17 protein-coding genes are annotated in these 19894 nt (G+C 61.8%); 7 read left to right on the top strand and 10 right to left on the bottom strand.

What is annotated here, in order from left to right; all coding sequences use genetic code 11:
* Positions 1–12 precede the first annotated feature (12 nt).
* On the bottom strand, positions 13–1365 hold the full coding sequence (gene pmbA / locus QMX86_RS02640) for a metalloprotease PmbA (protein ID WP_172834015.1): 1353 nt from the start codon (positions 1363–1365) through the stop codon (positions 13–15).
* A 102-nt stretch (positions 1366–1467) separates the two neighbouring features.
* Between pmbA and yjgA the strand changes: the two genes are divergently transcribed.
* The gene (gene yjgA / locus QMX86_RS02635; protein ID WP_016771692.1) at positions 1468–1992 is read left to right on the top strand and encodes a ribosome biogenesis factor YjgA; all 525 of its coding nucleotides are present in this window, start codon (positions 1468–1470) and stop codon (positions 1990–1992) included.
* 51 nt (positions 1993–2043) lie between these two features.
* Here the strand turns inward: yjgA and tldD are convergent, their stop codons facing one another.
* From tldD to mreB, 8 genes are all read right to left on the bottom strand, one after another.
* A complete protein-coding gene (tldD, locus tag QMX86_RS02630) occupies positions 2044–3486 on the bottom strand; it encodes a metalloprotease TldD (protein WP_016771693.1) in 1443 nt (480 codons plus the stop codon).
* 4 nt (positions 3487–3490) lie between these two features.
* The gene (locus QMX86_RS02625) at positions 3491–4351 is read right to left on the bottom strand and encodes a carbon-nitrogen hydrolase family protein (RefSeq protein WP_073473797.1); all 861 of its coding nucleotides are present in this window, start codon (positions 4349–4351) and stop codon (positions 3491–3493) included.
* A gap of 58 nt (positions 4352–4409) precedes the next feature.
* Positions 4410–8213, bottom strand: coding sequence for a YhdP family protein (locus QMX86_RS02620; RefSeq protein WP_282383899.1), 3804 nt, complete (start codon positions 8211–8213; stop codon positions 4410–4412).
* Between the two features lie 75 nt (positions 8214–8288).
* Positions 8289–9746: a ribonuclease G gene (gene rng, locus QMX86_RS02615; protein ID WP_016771696.1), complete on the bottom strand. Its 1458-nt coding sequence runs from the start codon at positions 9744–9746 to the stop codon at positions 8289–8291.
* A 58-nt stretch (positions 9747–9804) separates the two neighbouring features.
* Positions 9805–10401, bottom strand: a complete 597-nt coding sequence (locus QMX86_RS02610) for a Maf family protein (RefSeq protein WP_125927110.1) — start codon at positions 10399–10401, stop codon at positions 9805–9807.
* A 37-nt stretch (positions 10402–10438) separates the two neighbouring features.
* Positions 10439–10930, bottom strand: a complete 492-nt coding sequence (gene mreD, locus QMX86_RS02605; protein WP_024011608.1) for a rod shape-determining protein MreD — start codon at positions 10928–10930, stop codon at positions 10439–10441.
* Positions 10930–12033: a rod shape-determining protein MreC gene (gene mreC, locus QMX86_RS02600; RefSeq protein ID WP_282383933.1), complete on the bottom strand. Its 1104-nt coding sequence runs from the start codon at positions 12031–12033 to the stop codon at positions 10930–10932. The genes mreD and mreC overlap by 1 nt, the downstream gene beginning before the upstream one ends.
* Positions 12034–12173: 140 nt before the next feature.
* Positions 12174–13211, bottom strand: a complete 1038-nt coding sequence (gene mreB, locus QMX86_RS02595) for a rod shape-determining protein MreB (protein ID WP_002555108.1) — start codon at positions 13209–13211, stop codon at positions 12174–12176.
* A gap of 211 nt (positions 13212–13422) precedes the next feature.
* Here mreB and gatC point away from each other — a divergent pair, with 211 nt between their 5' ends.
* The 6 genes from gatC to QMX86_RS02565 all read left to right on the top strand — a co-directional run bounded on the left by gatC (position 13423) and on the right by QMX86_RS02565 (position 18709).
* Complete coding sequence (gatC, locus tag QMX86_RS02590) at positions 13423–13710, top strand: Asp-tRNA(Asn)/Glu-tRNA(Gln) amidotransferase subunit GatC (protein WP_024011606.1); 288 nt, start codon at positions 13423–13425, stop codon at positions 13708–13710.
* Between the two features lie 16 nt (positions 13711–13726).
* The gene (gene gatA, locus QMX86_RS02585) at positions 13727–15178 is read left to right on the top strand and encodes an Asp-tRNA(Asn)/Glu-tRNA(Gln) amidotransferase subunit GatA (RefSeq protein ID WP_130928875.1); all 1452 of its coding nucleotides are present in this window, start codon (positions 13727–13729) and stop codon (positions 15176–15178) included.
* Positions 15179–15188: 10 nt separating this feature from the next.
* On the top strand, positions 15189–16634 hold the full coding sequence (gene gatB, locus QMX86_RS02580) for an Asp-tRNA(Asn)/Glu-tRNA(Gln) amidotransferase subunit GatB (protein WP_130928876.1): 1446 nt from the start codon (positions 15189–15191) through the stop codon (positions 16632–16634).
* 218 nt (positions 16635–16852) lie between these two features.
* Positions 16853–17224 (top strand): septal ring lytic transglycosylase RlpA family protein, encoded by a 372-nt coding sequence (locus QMX86_RS02575; RefSeq protein WP_024011604.1) that lies wholly within the window; start codon positions 16853–16855, stop codon positions 17222–17224.
* A 31-nt stretch (positions 17225–17255) separates the two neighbouring features.
* On the top strand, positions 17256–18332 hold the full coding sequence (locus QMX86_RS02570; protein WP_177433961.1) for a calcium/sodium antiporter: 1077 nt from the start codon (positions 17256–17258) through the stop codon (positions 18330–18332).
* A complete protein-coding gene (locus tag QMX86_RS02565) occupies positions 18329–18709 on the top strand; it encodes a carboxymuconolactone decarboxylase family protein (RefSeq protein ID WP_073473805.1) in 381 nt (126 codons plus the stop codon). The genes QMX86_RS02570 and QMX86_RS02565 overlap by 4 nt, the downstream gene beginning before the upstream one ends.
* Positions 18710–18823: 114 nt before the next feature.
* Here the strand turns inward: QMX86_RS02565 and QMX86_RS02560 are convergent, their stop codons facing one another.
* A complete protein-coding gene (locus QMX86_RS02560) occupies positions 18824–19765 on the bottom strand; it encodes an AEC family transporter (protein ID WP_016770674.1) in 942 nt (313 codons plus the stop codon).
* Between the last annotated feature and the right edge of the window lie 129 nt (positions 19766–19894).

Raw genomic sequence — 19894 nt, 5'->3', positions numbered from 1 at the left:
CGGATTCGTGGCTTAGCTGCCGGCGACAGTCATCCGCTCGATCAACACCGAGCCGGTGCGGATGTTGCTGCGCAGCTCCAGATCATTACCCACCGCGACAATTTGCTTGAACATGTCGCGCATGTTGCCGGCGATGGTCACTTCCTGCACGGCGAACTGGATCTCGCCGTTTTCCACCCAGAAGCCCGCAGCGCCGCGCGAATAGTCGCCGGTGACCATGTTCAGGCCGTGGCCCATCAATTCGGTGACCAGCAGTCCTCGGCCCATGCGCTTCAACAACGCTGCCTGATCCTCATCACCGTGGGTGACGAACAGGTTGTGCACCCCGCCCGCGTTGGCGGTGCTCGGCATGCCCAGCTTGCGTCCGGAATAGGTGCCGAGGATGTAGGAGACCAACTCGCCCTTTTCGACGAACGGTTTCGCGTAAGTCGCCAGGCCATCACCGTCGTAAGAAGCACTGCCCATGGCACGCATCAGATGCGGACGCTCATCAATGGTCAGCCATTCCGGGAACAGCTTCTGCCCCAGCGTGCCTTCGAGAAACGACGATTTGCGATACAGACTGCCGCCGGATACTGCCGAGAGGAAGCTGCCGAACAGACCGCCCGCCAGTTCGGCGGAAAACAGTACCGGCACCTCGCATGTCGGCACCGGCCGCGCGCCCAGACGGCTGGCTGCACGTTGCGCGGCACGCTGGCCGATGCTCACCGGATCGGCGAGCAGACTGCCCTGGCGATTGACGTCATACCAGTAATCGCGCTGCATCTGCCCGTCAGCTTCGGCGATCATCACGCAACTCAGGCTGTGCCGGGTCGACGCGTAGCCGCCTATGAAACCGTGGCTGTTGCCGTAAACCCGGCAGCCCTGATGGGTGCTGAGGGTGGTGCCGTCGGCGTTCTTGATCCGCGCATCAGCATCGAACGCCGCGGCCTCACAGAGCAAAGCCTTCTCAATGGCCTGCTCCGGGGTAATGTCCCACTCGTGGAACAGGTCGAAATCCTGCACATCCCTGGCCATCAGTGCGGCGTCGGCGAGGCCCGAGGCTTCATCTTCGGAAGTGTGCTTGGCGATGGCCAGTGCTGCTGCGACGGTTTCACGAATCGCCTCCGGCCCGGTGGCCGAGGTGCTGGCCGAACCTTTGCGCTGGCCCACGTACAGGGTGATGCCAAAACCCTGATCACGGTTGAATTCAACGGTTTCGACCTCGCGCTGACGCACCGAGGTCGACAGCCCCTGCTCCAGCGACACCGCGACTTCACAGGCGCTGGCGCCCTGGCGCTTGGCTTCGGCGATGATCTGCTCGACCTGTTCTTGCAGTGCCGGCAATGCCTGCGGGCCGACGCTTTGAACTGCACTCATGCTCATCTCCACTCAAATTCTGCTTTCGGCTGGGGTCATCGAGCGACCGGGCCGGACAAGCGGCCCCCGACTGGTTATCATGGCGGCGTTTCTTTGCGGACTGCCACCATGGTTGATTCTTACGACGACTCCCTCGATACGGGAGAAAAAAGCAAATCTCAGGTCAAACGCGAGTTGCATGCGCTGGTTGACCTCGGCGAGCGCCTGACCACACTCAAGCCTGATCTGGTCGCCAAACTGCCGTTGACCGACGCTTTGCGCCGGGCATTGGCCGATGCGCCCAAGCACACCGCGAACATCGCGCGTAAACGGCATTTGCAGTTCATCGGCAAACTGATGCGCGACCAGGACACTGACGCGATTCTGACTCTGCTCGATCAACTCGATGCCTCCACTCGCCAGTACAACGAGCGTTTCCATAATCTGGAACGCTGGCGTGACCGCCTGATCGCGGGCGATGACGCCGTGCTGGAGAAATTCGTCATCGAGTACCCGGACGCCGATCGCCAGCAATTGCGTTCCCTGATCCGTCAGGCCCAGCATGAGGTTGCGCAAAACAAACCGCCTGCTTCGAGCCGCAAGATCTTCAAATACATTCGGGAGCTGGACGAGACTCAACGCGGCCTGCGTTGATAATCGTCACCGGGTGGCCGTCCTGCGCGCCACCCGAAAGCCCCGCCTCTCTTATGCGCCCGTGCCACCCACGGTAATCGCATCGATTTTCAGCGTTGGCTGGCCGACACCCACCGGCACCGACTGCCCATCCTTGCCGCACGTACCCACACCGCTGTCCAGCGCCAGATCGTTACCGACCATCGACACCCGGCTCATCGCCTCGGGACCGTTGCCGATCAATGTCGCGCCTTTGACCGGGGCAGTAATCTTGCCGTCCTCGATCAGATAAGCCTCGCTGGTGGAGAACACGAACTTGCCGCTGGTGATATCGACCTGACCGCCGCCGAGGTTGGCGCAGTAGATGCCCTTCTTCACCGAAGCGATGATTTCCGCCGGATCACTTTCGCCACCGAGCATGTAGGTGTTGGTCATGCGGGGCATCGGCAGATGCGCATAGGATTCGCGACGACCGTTACCGGTGCGGGCCACGCCCATCAGGCGCGCATTGAGCTTGTCTTGCATATAGCCCTTGAGTACGCCGTTTTCGATCAGCGTGGTGCACTCGGTCGGGGTGCCTTCGTCATCGACGCTGAGCGAACCGCGACGGCCGCTCAAGGTGCCGTCATCGACGATGGTGCAAAGTTTGGAGGCAACCATTTCGCCCATGCGCCCACTGTAGGCCGAGCTGCCCTTGCGGTTGAAATCGCCTTCCAGGCCATGGCCGACCGCTTCGTGCAGCAGCACCCCGGACCAGCCAGAGCCGAGCACCACCGGCAAGGTACCGGCCGGCGCCGGAATCGCTTCCAGATTGACCAGAGCTTGGCGCAGCGCCTCGCGGGCATAACCCATGGCGCGGTCTTCGGCGAGGAAGTAGCGGTAATCGGTACGCCCACCGCCGCCGTGCCCGCCGCGTTCGCGACGGCCATTCTGTTCGACGATGACGCTTACGTTGAAACGCACCAGCGGACGCACATCGGCGGCCAGGCCGCCGTCGGTCGAGGCCACCAGAATCCGCTCCCAAACCCCGGCCATGCTCACGCTGACTTGCTGAATCCGTGGGTCGAGCGCGCGGGTGGCGACGTCGATGCGTTTGAGCAACTCGACTTTCTCGGCGCGGCTGAGCACTTCCAGCGGGTTATCCGGCGCGTACAGTTGCGCGACGTCCTGGCTGGTGAATGCCTGCACGGTGCCGTTCTGCCCGGCGCGGGAGATCGAACGCGCGGCGCGGGCCGCTGCACCGAGGGCTTCGAGAGTGATCGCGTTGCTGTAGGCAAAACCGGTCTTCTCCCCGGACTGTGCGCGCACGCCGACACCTTGGTCGAGATTGAAGCTGCCTTCCTTGACGATGCCGTCTTCCAGCGCCCATGACTCGGAGATCTGGCCCTGGAAATACAGGTCGGCGGCATCAATGCCCGGCCCGGCCAGATCGCCGAGCACGCCTTGCAGGCTCTCGATCGTGACACCGCCGGGTGCCAACAGGTGATCACTGACTGAGGACAACAACTCGCTCATAGGTTTACGCCTTAAATTCGTGTTCTGAAGCAGGCCGCTGGGCGCCCTGCGAGAAAAACCGCCGATGACGCGTCACCGGCATGCGCGCCCGGATGGACGCTTGTTCATCGCTGTCGCGGGCGGCCAGCAACACCGCCTCGCCTTGATCCTGCTGGGCCAGCACACGCCCCCACGGGTCGACAATCGCCGCATGCCCGAAGGTCTCGCGTGGCCCCGGATGACTGCCGCCCTGTGCGGCAGCGAGGATATAACACTGTGTTTCGATGGCCCGCGCGCGGATCAGTACATCCCAATGCGCGGCGCCGGTTACGGCCGTAAAGGCCGACGGTGCGGTAATCAATTCGGCACCGGCGGCACGCAATTCACTGTACAGCTCCGGGAAACGCAAGTCGTAACACACGCTCAGACCGACTCGCCCCACCGGCGTATCCGCCACCACTACATTACCGCCATAAGCATAGTCATCGGATTCACGGTACCGGCCGCGATTGTCGGCGACATCGACATCGAACAGATGCAGCTTGTCATAGCGCGCGACGATCTCGCCGTATTCATTGATCAACAACGAGCAGGCATTGGCTTTGGCCGTGGGTTGACCCAACGGTGGCAACGGCAATGTACCGGCGACTATCCATAAGGTGAGGTCGCGGGCGGTCTGTTTCAACCAGGGCAGGATCGGCCCTTCGCCCAAGGCCTCGGCGCGGCCGATATCGGCGACGTCGCGACGGCCCATGGCGGCGAAGTTCTCCGGCAGCACCGCGAGCTTCGCTCCGCCGGCGGCGGCCTGTTCAAGCAGGCGTCGGGCTTGGGCCAGATTGGCCGGCACGTCACTCTGGCTGACCATTTGAATCACCGCTAAAGACATGGCGAACTCCCAAAGAGGTATTTGGCCATGCTACTCCATCGCTTCAAGGCCGGGCCGTTCAAAAAGGCTTGTCGAAGGTGATTTTCGGCTCTTTCCATGGGCCTTTGACGGTGTACTTGACGCTGGCGAAGCGCGCCACGCGGTCGCCGATCAGCTTGTCGATGAGGAACAGCGCGCCGCCGACCGCCGGTGCGCCGACGAGCAGCGCGGCGATCGGCAGGTTGTTGGTCACCGGCAACGTCACCAGCAATTTCGCATCGACCTTGTCACCGACCAGATCCAGCGTGCCGTCCAATTCCAGGTTGCTCGAAGGCCCGGTCAGGCGAATCGGCTCACGTGTCACGTAGACACCATTGTTCGCCACCAGCAGACCTTTGACCCGGTCGTAGCTCAGGCCTTTTCCGAACAGGTCGGAGAAGTCCAGACGCAGGCGCCGGCCGATCGAGTTGAAGTTGAGCAGGCCGAACACCCGCAGCGCCTGAGCACCGCCTTCCACTTCAACGAACTGGCCTTTGTTCAGCGAGGCATCGAGGGTGCCGGAGAAGCGCTTGGTCGCCAGCCACGCCGGCGAGCCCGGCCAGCGGCCATCGACATCCATGTGGAATTCTTCACTGGTGACGCTTGGCGCGAAGCCCCAGCCTTTGAGCACGTCGGCCAGATTCTTGCCGCCAATGCGGCCCTTGTACCAACTGCTGGTCGCCCCCGGCGCGCCTTCCCAGCCGCCGTTGCCTTGCAGGAGGATGCCCTTGAGGCCCATGTCGAGGTTGTTCAGAGCGATGCCCTTGGCCGTCGGCCGCACTTTCAGCGACCAGCCACCCACCAGATCGGGGCCGAGGAACAATTGATTGAGGGTGATATCCAGCGCCGGGATTTTCGTCGGGTCGACCGACGCCAATGGATCCGGCGCGTTCTCGTCAGCCTGCACCGCCGGGTCCGGCGCCGGCAGTTTCACGTATTGCAGATTCACCGCAATCGGCACGCCGTTGGCGTCCGGCAGGCTGGCGCTGCCCTTGGCCTGTTGGCTGTCGAGCGCCAGGTTCCACGCGCCTGGCTTGCGATTGATCTGCACCGAAGCCTGATCCAGCGTGGTACCGAACGCTGTCAACTTGCCGACCTTGATGTCAGCACTGCTCAGCAGTTGCTTGGCGCTGCCGCCCGGATCCCCGCCAGCGTACTTGCTGGCCAGATCCTGCCACGGCGCGACGTCCAGTTCCGACAGCACCCCTCGAATGCGCAGGCCCTTGGCGCCCGGCAACACCGCTTCGCCAGCGCCGAGAAACAGTTCGCCACGGCCATCGGCGAAATTGCTCGGCGGCGCGGCAAAGGTGAAATTGGCCAGTTGATCGTAATTGAACCAGTAACGCCGCTCCTGCCCTTGCAAGGTCATGCGGAACACCGTGTCGCGCCCGACATCGGCGGCCATGCCGAACGGCGCCGGCAAATCCACTGCCACGCCTTTGAGGCTGGAGCTGACCAGCAACTGACTGTCGGCCCCGGAAAGATTCAGCTGCAACTGATACGGAATCGTCCCGGACACCGGCAACGGCTGGGTCACGCCCAGCCAGTCGGTGAGCTTTTTGACTTCAACCTGTCCAGATGCGGCGACGCGAGTCTTGATCTGATTGGGGCTGCCGTCGGCGAATATCTGCGCAGTGACCGGTTTATCGAAGGCCCGTGCAGAGATGTTCTGGCCGCTGAGGCCTTTATTGCTGTCGAAGCGGAAATCGCCCTTGAGCTGGCTCAGTTCCAGTTTCGGGTCGGCCAGTTTCAGCCGCGCGTTGGCGGTTTTGAAATCGACGAGGATTTTCGGCTGCTCGCCCTTGGCCAGCGGAATGTCCAGTTTGAGCTTGCCATTCAGATCACCTGCGCCCTCCCAACCGGCAAAGGTTTCGCCAGTGCCGATAGGCGCGTCCTGAAGAATTTTCAAGCCATCGCCCAGGCCACCGGCAAATGCGCCATCAAGAAACAAATGCGAGTTCTGCCCGGCCGGTACATGAGGAATATTGACGAAGACATCGCTGACTTGCGTATCGAGCAACTGGCCCTTGCTGGCCCAGATGCGCACGCCGCTGTCCTCGATGAACACGTCACCGCTGACCTTGCTCACGTGCGGCCAGCCCGGCTGAAAGGCCAGTTCGGCGTCATGCACTTTGAAGAACAGGCTGATGCTGCGATCAGCCTCGCCGGCGTTCTTGCTCAGCGAGCCCTGATACTGGAAGAAACCCTGATCCACCGCGCCTTTGAGGATCGCCGTGCGCAGCCACTCATCAAGCGCCGGGCTCAACACCGCCGGCAGATATTTCGCGGTATAGCGACCGTCGCCATCGACCAGGCCGACGCGCAGGTCCATGTAGTCTTCCTGGCTATGGTCGAAGTGCAGGCGGATGAGGAAGTCGCCGGCAATCTTGCCCTCCTCGCCCAGCACTTTGAGGTACGGCGCAATCAGGGTGAAGCCATCCTTGTCGAGCTTCCACGTCAGCCGCGCATTGGCTTGCAGGTATTGCCATGGCTTGGCGAAAATCGGATCGAGGTGCAGGACGAAGTCCTTGCTGTCGAGGCGCAACTCGCCGCCGTCGAGGTTGCCACTCAGGCTGCCACTGACATTGCGCGCCGCCGGAGCGCCGTGGTAGGCATCGAAACCGACATTGTCGAGGTTGGCGGCAAAGCCGAATTTGCTGCCATCGGTGGCGGTCGGACGGAAATCCAGCAGGACGTTGCGCAGACCGCCGGTTACCTTCAAACGCTCGACCACTGTGGCGAAGCTTTGCGGCAACGGCCCCAACGCATTGAGCAGCGGCGTGATCGGGGTCAGATCGAGGCGATCGGCCTGCAGATGCCAGAGCTCTTCAGCCTTGGCGCTGGCGCGGGTCTGCTGCACCTGCACATGGGATTCCCAGCGGGTGTCGCCGAAGCTCATGGCCAGTGAATCAAGAGTGACCTTCGCGCCCTCGGCGGTGTTGCGGTAATAGGCGTTGAGCGCCAGATTGTTGATCTGGATCGGCTTGCGCTCGGCGTAGGCACCGGTCACTTGCGGCGCATTCAGGCGCAACGCGGCGCTTTGCAATGCGCCTTCGGCCCAATCGACCCAGAGTTCGCCGCCGGCCTTGATCTCGGAAAAATTCCATTGCTGGGTCAGGCGCTCGGGCAGCCATTTCGCCCAGTCGCTCTGCGGCAGGCTGGCATAACCCTCGATGGCGCTGTTCTGCCACTGATCAGGACGCAACTGGCTGCGCAGGCTCAGCGCGACAGGCTGGCCATCGGGCAAGGTCAGACGCGCGTCGAGACGCTGGCGGCTGGCGCCGGTACGCAGATTCAGACCGACATAGGTGAGCGTCATGGGCGGGTGGTCGAGCGGTTGCAGGGTCACCTGGCTGTCGAGCACCGACAATTGCCTGATCATCTGCGAGCGCTGGAACAGTTGCACCGCATCGAACGGTTGATCCTTCTGCACCGGCAGCCCTTCCAGCGCCCAAGTGCCGTCTTCAGCTTCCTTGAGGCTGATCTTCAAACCGTTGAGTTCGATATGCGCGAGGCGCACTTCGCGGGCGAGCACGCTGCCCCACATATCCGGCACCACCCGCACGCGGTCGAGGCGCAGCGCGTTGGCGCCGTCGCCGACCATCACGTCGTGGGCCAGCAGGATCGGCGCGAAACCGCTCCAGTTGCCTTCCAGCTCACCGATTTGCAAAGGCATGCCGAGGGCGGCGCTGGCCTTGTCTTCGATGTCGGCGCGGTATTCGGCCACCAGTGGCGTCAGCTCGCGGCCGAGGCTGACGTACAACGCCATCAACACCAGAACCAACGCGCACAGGGCCAGCCCCCAGCGGGTGAGTGCGGCCAGAATGCGTGTCAGACGCTCCATGTCAGTTGGCTCCCATGGCAAAAATACTGCGAAAAGCTGAGGCCAGCCGCGTTGAATGAGTGGTGATGCAGGGCTTCAGAGCAGCACCACGTCATATTGTTCCTGGGAATACATGGTTTCCACCTGGAAGCGTATGGTGCGGCCGATAAAGCCTTCAAGCTCGGCGACGTTACCGGACTCTTCATCGAGCAGACGATCGACTACTTTCTGGTTGGCCAGCACCCGATAACCCTCGGCCTGATAGGCCCGGGCCTCGCGCAGAATCTCGCGGAAGATCTCGTAACAGATGGTTTCGGCGGTTTTCAGTTTGCCCCGTCCCTGGCAACTGCTGCACGGTTCGCACAGTACCTGCTCAAGGCTTTCGCGGGTGCGCTTGCGGGTCATCTGCACCAGGCCCAGCTCGGTAATGCCGATGATGTTGGTCTTGGCGTGGTCGCGCTCCAGCTGTTTCTCCAGAGTGCGCAGGACCTGACGCTGGTGCTCTTCATCTTCCATGTCGATGAAGTCGATGATGATGATCCCGCCGAGGTTGCGCAGGCGCATCTGCCGGGCAATCGCCGTGGCCGCTTCGAGATTGGTCTTGAAAATGGTTTCTTCGAGGTTGCGATGACCGACGAACGCCCCGGTGTTGACGTCGATGGTGGTCATGGCTTCCGCCGGATCGATCACCAGATAGCCGCCGGATTTCAGCGGTACCTTGCGCTCCAGCGCGCGCTGGATTTCGTCTTCGACACCGTACAGATCGAAGATCGGCCGCTCGCCCGGATAGTGTTCCAGACGATCGGCGATTTCCGGCATCAGTTCGGCGACGAATTGCGTGGTTTTCTGGAAGGTTTCCCGGGAGTCGATGCGGATCTTCTCGATCTTCGGGTTGACCAGATCACGCAGGGTGCGCAGGGCCAGGCCGAGGTCTTCGTAGATCACGCTCGGCGCGGCGATGGTCTTGATCTGCTCGTTGATCTGGTCCCAGAGGCGCCGCAGGTAGCGGATGTCCATGAGGATTTCATCAGCGCCCGCGCCTTCAGCGGCTGTGCGCAGAATGAAGCCGCCGGCCTCCTTGATGCCTTCTTTGGCCACGCAATCACTGACCACCTGCTTGAGGCGCTCGCGCTCGGCTTCGTCTTCGATCTTCAGGGAAATACCGACATGAGCGGTACGCGGCATGTACACCAGATAACGCGAAGGAATCGACAGTTGTGTGGTCAGGCGTGCGCCTTTGGAGCCGATCGGGTCTTTGGTGACTTGCACCACCAGACTTTGGCCTTCGTGCACCAGCGAACTGATGCTTTCCACCGCCGGTCCTTCACGCAGGGAGATTTCGGCGGCGTGAATGAAAGCCGCACGATCGAGGCCGATGTCAACAAATGCCGCCTGCATGCCCGGCAGCACACGAACGATCTTGCCTTTATAGATGTTGCCGACGATCCCGCGTTTCTGCGTGCGCTCGACGTGGACTTCTTGCAGCACACCGTTTTCGACCACCGCCACGCGCGACTCCATCGGCGTGATGTTGATCAGAATCTCTTCACTCATGGCAGGATCTCGTTCAGGCATGTTCACGATAGTGGCCGCATCTGGATTCGTACGACGCTCAGGGCGTGTTCAGGTTTTGCCAACAGGGTATGCCGAAATGGCCCAACACCTCGCAGGTTTCGCACAACGGCAAGCCGACCACCGCCGAGTAGCTGCCGTCGAGCCCGGCGACAAACACCGCACCCAGGCCCTGAATGCCATAGCCGCCGGCCTTGTCGCGCGGTTCGCCACTGGCCCAGTAGGCGCCGGCCTCTTCGCGGCTGATGCTGCGAAAACGCACGCGACTGCGCACTACCCGCGACTCGCAGCGCTCACCTTCAAGCACGGCGATGGCGGTCAGCACTTCGTGTTCGCTGCCGGACAACATCATCAGCATGGCGCATGCGTCGGCTTCGTCCACCGGTTTGCCAAGTATTTTGCCGTCGAGCACCACAGCGGTGTCGGCGCCAAGCACGCAGAACGGCTGATCAGAGACGACCGAACGGCGACCGGCCTCAGCCTTGCCACGCGCAAGGCGTTCGACATAGGCCGAAGGGGATTCTTCAGGAAGCGGGGTTTCGTCGATGTCCGCGCTGATGGCGGAGAACTGCACGCCGATCTGCGTGAGCAATTCACGGCGGCGCGGTGAGCCGGAGGCGAGGTAAAGCAGTTTCATCAAAACATCTCCCTGTTCAGTGCCCTGCTTCACCGGCTCAATAGATTCTGTAGCGTCGGCACATCCCGCGAAGGGCGAAGCTGACCCACGGCCAGAGCAAGGCACTGACCAGCGCCGGCAAGACCAGCGCCAGGGTTGGCTGACGGTTGCCGGTCAGAGCGCTGAGCCACAGTTGCGCCAATTGTGCGAGGCCGAAGATCACCAGGATCACCAGGCATTGCTGCCACATCGGGAACATGCGCAGGCGCTGCTGCAATGACAACACGAGGAAAGTAATCAGGGTCAGGATCAGCGCGTTCTGTCCGAGCAAGTCGCCCTGCAGGACATCTTCGGCCAGCCCCAGACAGAACGCCGTGACCATGCCGACCGTGTGCGGCATGTACAGCGCCCAAAACGTCACGAGCAAGGCCAGCCACAGCGGGCGAAGGATTTCCATGAAGATTGGCAACGGCGATACGCTGAGCAGGATGCCGACGAAGAACGTCAACCAGATCATCCAGCCGTTTCCGGATTTTTTCGCGCCGACCATTATTCTCGTCCCCCGGTAGTCGCTGGCGGTTTCGCCGGTGGTTTGCTCGCGGCCGGCGGTTTGGCAGCGGCCGGAGCGGCAGCGGGCGGTTTGCTCGCGGCAGGCTTGGCAGGCGTGGTGGCAGGCGCCGCTGCTTCAGCGGCCGGCGCTGCGGTAGCGGTCGACGGCGTGGCAGGCGTGATCAACGGTTTCGGCACGCTGGCCGGCAACATCGGGCCGCCGCCGTGGGCATCGAGCTGTTCCTGCGCCTGGGCCGCGTCATTGGCGCGTTCCTCGGCAGTGCGGCTGTCGCTGAACACCAGCAGCAGGTAGCGGCTGCGGTTCAGGGCGGCAGTCGGCACGGCGCGGACAATGGCAAACGGTTGGCCGGAATCGTGGATGACTTCCTTGACCGTGGCCACCGGATAACCAGCGGGGAATCGCTGGCCGAGGCCGGAGCTGACCAGCAGATCGCCCTCCTTGATGTCCGCCGTGTCGGCGACATGACGCAATTCCAGCCGTTCTGGGTTGCCGGTGCCGCTGGCAATCGCGCGCAAACCGTTACGGTTCACCTGCACGGGAATGCTATGGGTGGTGTCGGTCAGCAGCAGGACACGCGAGGTGTACGGCATCAATTCAACCACCTGGCCCATCAGCCCGCGTGCATCGAGCACCGGTTGACCGAGCACCACGCCGTCGCGCTCACCTTTGTTGATGATGATGCGATGGGTGAAGGGGTTGGGGTCCATGCCGATCAACTCGGCCACTTCGACCTTTTCATTGACCAGTGCGGAGGAATTGAGCAACTCGCGCAGCCGAACGTTCTGCTCGGTCAGGGCCGCGAGCTTTTGCATGCGCCCCTGCAACAGCAGGTTTTCGGTCTTGAGTTTTTCGTTTTCGGCGACGAGCTCGGTGCGGCTGCCGAACTGACTGGCGACCCCTTCCCACAAGCGGCCGGGCAGGTCAGTGATCCAGTAGGCATCCATGAGCACCAGCGACGCTTGCTTGCGCGCGGGCTTGAGCAGGTCGAAACGTGCATCGACCACCATCAGTGCGACCGCGAGCACGGCCAGCACCAACAGGCGCACGCCCAACGAAGGGCCTTTGGTGAAAAGCGGTTTAATAAGCCGCTCCTCCCAGGCAAATGTTCTGTTTATTCATACGGCATCAAACCGGCCTGGATGAAGACTGACAGAAGATAAACGCCAACAGGCAGCACTGCAAAGTGCTGCCTGTGCGTTCACCCACGTATTGCATTCGAAGCTTATTCGCTCGAAAGCAGATCCATGGTGTGCTTATCCATCATTTCCAGCGCACGGCCACCGCCGCGAGCAACGCAAGTCAGCGGATCTTCGGCAACGATCACCGGCAGACCGGTTTCCTGAGCCAGCAACTTGTCGAGGTCACGCAGCAGCGCGCCACCACCAGTCAGCACCAGGCCACGCTCGGCGATGTCGGAAGCCAGTTCCGGCGGCGATTGCTCCAGCGCGCTTTTCACCGCCTGAACGATGGTGGCCAGCGACTCTTGCAGAGCCTCAAGCACTTCGTTGGAGTTCAGGGTGAATGCGCGTGGAACGCCTTCGGCCAGGTTGCGACCGCGAACATCGACTTCGCGTACTTCGCCGCCCGGGTAGGCCGTACCGATTTCCTGCTTGATGCGCTCAGCGGTGGATTCACCGATCAGGCTGCCGTAGTTGCGGCGCACGTAGGTGATGATCGCTTCGTCGAAACGGTCGCCGCCGACACGAACGGATTCGGCGTAGACCACACCGTTCAGGGAGATCAGGGCGATCTCAGTGGTACCACCACCGATGTCCACGACCATCGAACCGCGCGCTTCTTCAACCGGCAGGCCGGCACCGATCGCAGCAGCCATCGGCTCTTCGATCAGGAACACTTCACGGGCACCGGCGCCAAGGGCCGATTCACGGATGGCGCGACGCTCAACCTGGGTGGACTTGCATGGAACGCAGATCAGCACACGAGGGCTGGGCTGCAGGAAACTGTTTTCGTGAACCTTGTTGATAAAGTACTGCAGCATCTTTTCGCAGACGCTGAAGTCGGCGATCACGCCGTCCTTCATCGGACGAATGGCAGCAATGTTGCCCGGCGTACGGCCGAGCATGCGCTTGGCCTCGGTGCCGACAGCGACGACACTTTTCTGGTTACCGTGTGTCCGAATGGCCACAACCGATGGCTCATTCAGGACGATACCGCGCTCGCGCACGTAAATAAGGGTGTTGGCAGTGCCCAGGTCAATGGAAAGATCGCTGGAAAACATGCCACGCAGTTTCTTGAACATGGGAAAGGGACCCTAGGCAACGCGTGGGTAAAAAAGTGCGGCAAACTCTAACAACGACAGGGATTTTGGGCAAGGCGCCAATATGTTAAATTGGCCGCTTTTCTGTGCACCAAGCCCCACAATCGCGGCCTTATGACCGTAGAAGTGCGGTAGTGTTCCGACAATCTAACACACGGACGCCGTCCGTTCTGTTTTCCACTGGAGAATCCCGATGGCGCTAGAACGCTCCGACGTGGAAAAAATCGCGCATCTGGCCTGCCTTGGCCTCAACGATGCCGATCTTCCGCACATTACTTCCGCCCTCAACAGCATTCTCGGGCTGGTCGACGAAATGCAGGCCGTTGATACCGACGGTATCGAGCCGCTGGCCCACCCCCTGGAAGCCAGTCAGCGCCTGCGCGCCGACGTGGTGACCGAGACGAATAATCGCGAGGCCTACCAGTCCATCGCACCAGCGGTCGAAAACGGCCTGTATCTGGTTCCGAAAGTCATCGACTAAAGGGAAAGAGCCTGCAATGCATCAAATGACTCTGGCCGAGATCGCCCGCGGTCTCGCCGATAAAAAGTTTTCCTCCGAAGAGCTGACCAAAGTCCTGCTGGCGCGTATTACCCAGCTCGATCCGCAGCTCAACAGTTTCATCAGCCTCACCGAGGATCTGGCCATCGAGCAGGCGAAAGCCGCCGATGCACGCCGGGCCAGCGGTGAGAGCGGCGCCCTGCTCGGCGCGCCGATCGCCCACAAGGATCTGTTCTGCACCCAGGGCATACGCACCAGCTGCGGCTCGAAGATGCTCGACAACTTCAAAGCCCCGTATGACGCCACTGTCGTTGCGAAACTGGCCGCTGCCGGCGCCGTGACCCTGGGCAAGACCAACATGGACGAATTCGCCATGGGTTCGGCCAACGAGTCGAGCTGGTACGGCGCAGTGAAAAACCCGTGGAACCTGGAACACGTGCCGGGCGGTTCGTCCGGTGGCTCGGCCGCCGCCGTGGCCGCTCGCCTGCTGCCTGCCGCCACCGCAACCGACACCGGCGGTTCGATCCGCCAGCCGGCAGCATTCACCAACCTCACCGGTTTGAAGCCGACCTACGGTCGCGTTTCGCGCTGGGGCATGATTGCCTACGCGTCCAGCCTTGATCAGGGCGGCCCGTTGGCGCGCACGGCCGAAGATTGCGCGATTCTGCTGCAAGGCATGGCCGGCTTCGACCCGAACGACTCCACCAGCATCGATGAGCCGGTTCCGGATTACTCCGCCAGCCTCGGCGAGTCGCTGCAAGGCCTGCGCATCGGCGTGCCGAAGGAATACTTCAGCGCCGGTCTCGACCCGCGCATTGCCGAGCTGATCCAGAACAGCATCCAGCAGTTGCAGAAGCTCGGTGCGGTGATCAAGGAAATCAGCCTGCCGAACATGCAGCACGCCATTCCGGCCTACTACGTGATCGCCCCGGCAGAAGCGTCTTCCAACCTGTCGCGTTTCGACGGCGTGCGTTTCGGCCATCGCTGCGAGAACCCGGAAAACCTCATCGACCTGTACAAACGCTCCCGTGGCGAAGGCTTCGGCGCGGAAGTACAGCGCCGGATCATGGTCGGTGCCTACGCGCTGTCCGCCGGTTACTACGACGCCTACTACCTGAAAGCGCAGAAGATTCGTCGTCTGGTGAAGAACGATTTCATGGCTGCCTTCAATGAAGTCGACATCATCCTCGGCCCGACCACGCCGAACCCGGCCTGGAAGCTTGGCGCCAAGAACAGCGACCCGGTCGCTGCCTATCTGGAAGACGTCTACACCATCACCGCCAACCTCGCCGGCCTGCCGGGCCTGTCGATGCCGGCCGGTTTTGTCGACGGTCTGCCGGTGGGCGTGCAGTTGCTCGCGCCGTACTTCCAGGAAGGCCGTTTGCTCAACGTTGCGCACCAGTATCAGCTCAACACTGACTGGCACACCCGCACCCCAACCGGCTTCTGAGGAGACACACATGCAATGGGAAGTCGTGATCGGGCTGGAGATTCACACTCAGCTCACCACCCGGTCGAAAATCTTTTCCGGTAGTTCCACCACCTTCGGTTCCGAGCCGAACACCCAGGCCAGCCTGATCGACCTGGGCATGCCCGGTGTGCTGCCGGTGCTCAACCAGGAAGCGGTGCGCATGGCGGTGATGTTCGGTCTGGCGATTGACGCCGAGATCGGCCAGCACAACGTGTTCGCCCGCAAGAACTACTTCTACCCGGATCTGCCGAAGGGCTATCAGATCAGCCAGATGGAATTGCCGATCGTTGGCAAAGGCCACCTGGACATCGCCCTGGAAGACGGCACGGTCAAACGCGTCGGCATCACCCGCGCGCACCTGGAAGAAGACGCCGGCAAGAGCCTGCACGAAGAATTCAACGGTGCCACCGGCATCGACCTGAACCGTGCCGGCACGCCGCTGCTGGAAATCGTTTCCGAGCCGGACATGCGCAGCGCCAAGGAAGCCGTGGCTTACGTCAAGGCGATCCACGCGCTGGTGCGCTACCTGGGCATCTGCGACGGCAACATGGCCGAAGGCTCGCTGCGTTGCGACTGCAACGTCTCGGTACGCCCGAAAGGCCAGGTCGAGTTCGGCACTCGCTGCGAGATCAAGAACGTCAACTCGTTCCGCTTCATCGAGAAGGCGATCAACTCCGAGATCCAGCGCCAGATCGAGCTGATCGAAGACGGCGGCAAAGTGATCCAGCAGACCCGCCTGTACGATCCGAACAAGGACGAGACCCGTCCGATGCGTTCGAAAGAGGAAGCCAACGACTACCGTTACTTCCCCGATCCGGACCTGCTGCCGGTGGTCATCGAAGAGTCGTTCCTCGGTGAAGTGCGAGCGACCCTGCCGGAACTGCCACCGCAAAAGCGCGAACGCTTCCAGAGCCAGTTCGGTCTGTCGGCCTACGACGCCAACGTGCTGGCCACCAGCCGTGAACAGGCGAATTACTTCGAGAAAGTCGCAGCCATCGGTGGCGACGCGAAACTGGCGGCGAACTGGGTGATGGTCGAGTTGGGCAGCCTGCTCAACAAGCAGGGCCTGGACATCGAAGACTCGCCAGTCTCCGCCGAGCAACTGGGCGGCATGCTGCAGCGCATCAAGGACAACACCATCTCCGGCAAGATCGCCAAGGTGGTGTTCGAAGCGATGGCCAACGGCGAAGGCAGTGCTGACGAGATCATCGAGAAGCGCGGCCTCAAGCAAGTCACCGACACCGGCGCGATCTCCGCCGTGCTCGATGAAATGCTCGCGGCCAACGCCGAACAGGTCGAACAGTACCGCGCGGCAGACGAAGCCAAACGCGGCAAGATGTTCGGCTTCTTCGTCGGCCAGGCCATGAAAGCCTCGAAAGGCAAGGCCAACCCGCAGCAGGTGAACGAACTGCTGAAAAGCAAGCTCGAAGGCTGACCACCAATGGAGCCAGATCCAAAGCCTGGCTCCATCCCCTGTGGAAGGGACCTGTGGCGAGGGGATTTATCCCCGTTGGGCCGCGAAGCGGCCCCAATTGCTGAGCTTGATTTGCACCAGATAAATCGAGTTCTCAGTTTTGGGACTGCTGCGCAGTCCAACGGGGATAAATCCCCTCGCCACAGGTCACTCCTACATTTGATCCGGGATACCTTTGAATGAAGCGTCTGTTGCTGAGCAGCGCCCTGCTCTCCCTGCTGGCCGGTTGCGCCAGTACCGACACCATCGACCCGCACGGTTACGACCAGACCGGCGTCGCCTCCTACTATGGAGCCAAACATCACGGTAAACGCACCGCCAGCGGCGAAGCGTTCAACCAGCATTCCCTGACCGCCGCCCACCGCCAGTTGCCGTTCGGCACGCGAGTGAAGGTCACCAACCTGAAAAATGATGAATCAGTCGTGGTCCGCATCAATGACCGTGGCCCGCACACCCGTGGCCGGCTGATCGATCTGTCGCGCGAGGCCGCCGATGAAATCGGCATGCTGCGCAGCGGCACCGCACGGGTTCGCGTGCAGGCCCTGGACTGATGGAGCGCCGACCATTTTCGGACTAGCCGATCTGCCGCTGATCAACGTCGTCGAATTGTTCAGTGGCCTGGTTCTTTTGATCATCGGCGCCGAGCTGATGGTGCGCGCCGCCGTGCGTCTGGCCGAGCGCCTGCATGTGCGTCCGCTGATCATCGGCCTGACCATCGTCGCCCTCGGCAGCAGCGCCCCGCAAATGGCCGTGAGCCTGCAAGCGGCGTTGACCGACAACCCGGACATCGCCGTCGGCAGCGTGGTCGGCAGCGGCATCTTCAACATCCTCGTAACCCTTGGCCTCTCGGCACTGATCATCCCCCTGCGCGTGTCGCGGCAACTGGTGCGCCTGGATATCCCGCTGATGATCGGCGCCAGCCTGCTGGTATTCATCCTCGCTTGGAATAAAGATCTCGGGCGTTTCGACGGCGTCCTGCTGCTCGGGGCGTTGGCGCTGTACCTTGGCTTGTTGTTCCGCCAGTCGCGACACTCGACCCGCCCCCATACCGAACGCCCGAAGGATACGCAGCAATCCTGGCTGATCAGTGTGCTGATGATTCTCGCTGGCCTGGCCATGCTGGTGTTCGCCGGGCGTTTGCTGCTCGGCGCCGCCGTGGTCGTGGCCACTGACTTGGGCCTGTCCGAACGGGTCATCGGTCTGACCGTGGTCGCGGTCGGCACTTCGCTGCCGGAGCTGGCGACTTCGCTGATCGCTGCGTTGCGCGGGCAGCGCGACATTGCCGTGGGCAACGTGATCGGCGCCAACCTGTTCAACCTGCTCGGGGTGCTCGGGCTGACCGCCCTACTCGCACCGACGCCGCTTTCCGTTTCCCCGAATGCGCTGGATTTCGACTTGCCGGTGATGCTCGGCGTCGCGGCGCTGTGCCTGCCAGTGTTTTACTCGGGCTATCGCGTGACCCGGGCCGAAGGCTTGCTGCTGCTCGGTTTGTATCTGGTCTACGGGCTGCATGTGGTGTCGTTCACCACCGGCATGCCGCTGGCCGGCAAACTCGAGCGCTTGATGCTGTTTTATGTCCTGCCGGCGCTGCTGACGTTTCTGCTGTTCACGTCGATCCGCGCCTGGCGTCGCCAACACCACAAGAGAGATGTGCCATGAGCGAGTCGAAGCAGTCCGGGGTTGAAATCCGTCGTCAGGTCATGGGCGATGCGTTCGTTGATCGCGCCCTGGGCAACGCCACCGAGTTCACCCAGCCGTTGCAGGATTTCGTCAATGAACACGCCTGGGGTGGCGTGTGGAATCGCGAAGGTTTGTCGCTGAAAACCCGCAGCCTGATCACCCTCGCCGCGCTGACCGCGTTGAAGTGTCCGCAGGAGTTGAAGGGCCACGTGCGCGGTGCCCTGAACAATGGCTGCAGCGTGGAAGAGATTCGCGAAGCGCTGCTGCATTGCGCGGTGTATGCCGGCGTGCCAGCGGCGATCGATGCGTTTCGCGCGGCGCAGGAAGTGATTGATACCTACCAGAAACCTGAGTGATTCAGTGCTGAAATAGCTTTCGCGAGCAGGCTCGCTCCCACATCTGGAATGCATTTCAAATGTGGGAGCGAGCCTGCTCGCGAAGAGGCCCTGACAGACACTGCAAATCCTTGGTCAGATCCACCCACCCCACTGCAACACAAAGATCCCGACATTGGTGGTAATCGCCGCCATCAACGTGGTCATCACGATGATCGCCGCTGCCAGCTCATGATTGCCCTGCGCCGCCCGGGCCATGACGAAACTCGCCGCCGCCGTCGGGCTACCGAAGTAAAGAAACAGAATCCCCAGTTCCGCCCCGCGAAAGCCCCACAACCACGCGCCCACGGTTGCCAGTAACGGCAGACCGACCATCTTCACCAGGCTGGAGCTGAGCGCCATCTTGCCGCTCTTGCGCAGCGCCGCCAGTGACAGCGTGCCGCCGATACAGATCAGCGCCAGCGGCAAAGTGGTCTGCGCCAGATACTGGCCGGAGGTCTCCAGCCAGCCCGGCAAACCGATCTTGAAATAGGCGAACGGCGCTGCCGAAATCACGCTGATGATCAGCGGGTTGCTGAACACGCTTTTGCAGATGCTCCACGGATCGGACTTGATCACCGGGCTGTATACCGCCAGCACGATGGTCGACAGCGTGTTGTAGAACAGGATCACCAGCGCCGCGAGAATCGCCCCGAGGGAAATGCCGTAATCGCCGTACATGCTCGCCGCCAGCGCCAGACCTATCACGCCGTTGTTGCCGCGAAACGCGCCTTGGGTGTAGATGCCGCGATCCTCACGCGGACACTTGAAAATCGCCCAGCCCCAGGCCACGGCGAAACTCACCAGGGTCGCGAGGGAAAAGTAGATGAGTAGCGAGGGTTGCAGTGCGGCGTGCAGGTCGGCGTGGAGGATGCCGAGGAACAGCAGCGCCGGCATGGTCACGTTGAACACCAGCGACGAGGCGGTGTGGATGAAGTTGTCGTTGATCCAGTCGATGCGCTTGAGCAGCACACCGAGAAACAGCATGGCAAACACCGGCGCGGTGATGTTCAGGGTTTCAAGAAAGATTGCCAGCATGCCGGGGAGCCTTGGGTGAGCTTAGTCAGGGGGGCAATGATAAAGCAAAAGCCCCTCACCCTAGCCCTCTCCCAAAGGGAGAGGGAACCGATCAGGGGATATTTAAACAATCCACCGACCTGAAATGAC

The sequence above is a fragment of the Pseudomonas sp. PS01270 genome, assembly GCF_029959775.1.
GTDB classification, from domain to species: Bacteria; Pseudomonadota; Gammaproteobacteria; order Pseudomonadales; family Pseudomonadaceae; genus Aquipseudomonas; species Aquipseudomonas atacamensis.
Note: the sequence above shows the minus strand (reverse complement) of the source record. Positions and strands in the feature narration are given on the sequence as shown.

Coding starts and splice junctions, on each gene's coding strand:
- mreB (WP_002555108.1), bottom strand. CDS start 13,211: ATGTTCAAGAAACTGCGTGGCATGTTTTCCAGCGATCTTTCCATTGAC.
- gatA (WP_130928875.1), top strand. CDS start 13,727: ATGCATCAAATGACTCTGGCCGAGATCGCCCGCGGTCTCGCCGATAAA.
- gatB (WP_130928876.1), top strand. CDS start 15,189: ATGCAATGGGAAGTCGTGATCGGGCTGGAGATTCACACTCAGCTCACC.
- QMX86_RS02575 (WP_024011604.1), top strand. CDS start 16,853: ATGAAGCGTCTGTTGCTGAGCAGCGCCCTGCTCTCCCTGCTGGCCGGT.
- tldD (WP_016771693.1), bottom strand. CDS start 3,486: ATGAGCGAGTTGTTGTCCTCAGTCAGTGATCACCTGTTGGCACCCGGC.
- QMX86_RS02565 (WP_073473805.1), top strand. CDS start 18,329: ATGAGCGAGTCGAAGCAGTCCGGGGTTGAAATCCGTCGTCAGGTCATG.
- mreD (WP_024011608.1), bottom strand. CDS start 10,930: ATGGTCGGCGCGAAAAAATCCGGAAACGGCTGGATGATCTGGTTGACG.
- QMX86_RS02625 (WP_073473797.1), bottom strand. CDS start 4,351: ATGTCTTTAGCGGTGATTCAAATGGTCAGCCAGAGTGACGTGCCGGCC.
- gatC (WP_024011606.1), top strand. CDS start 13,423: ATGGCGCTAGAACGCTCCGACGTGGAAAAAATCGCGCATCTGGCCTGC.
- QMX86_RS02560 (WP_016770674.1), bottom strand. CDS start 19,765: ATGCTGGCAATCTTTCTTGAAACCCTGAACATCACCGCGCCGGTGTTT.
- QMX86_RS02610 (WP_125927110.1), bottom strand. CDS start 10,401: ATGAAACTGCTTTACCTCGCCTCCGGCTCACCGCGCCGCCGTGAATTG.
- pmbA (WP_172834015.1), bottom strand. CDS start 1,365: ATGAGCATGAGTGCAGTTCAAAGCGTCGGCCCGCAGGCATTGCCGGCA.
- rng (WP_016771696.1), bottom strand. CDS start 9,746: ATGAGTGAAGAGATTCTGATCAACATCACGCCGATGGAGTCGCGCGTG.
- yjgA (WP_016771692.1), top strand. CDS start 1,468: ATGGTTGATTCTTACGACGACTCCCTCGATACGGGAGAAAAAAGCAAA.
- QMX86_RS02620 (WP_282383899.1), bottom strand. CDS start 8,213: ATGGAGCGTCTGACACGCATTCTGGCCGCACTCACCCGCTGGGGGCTG.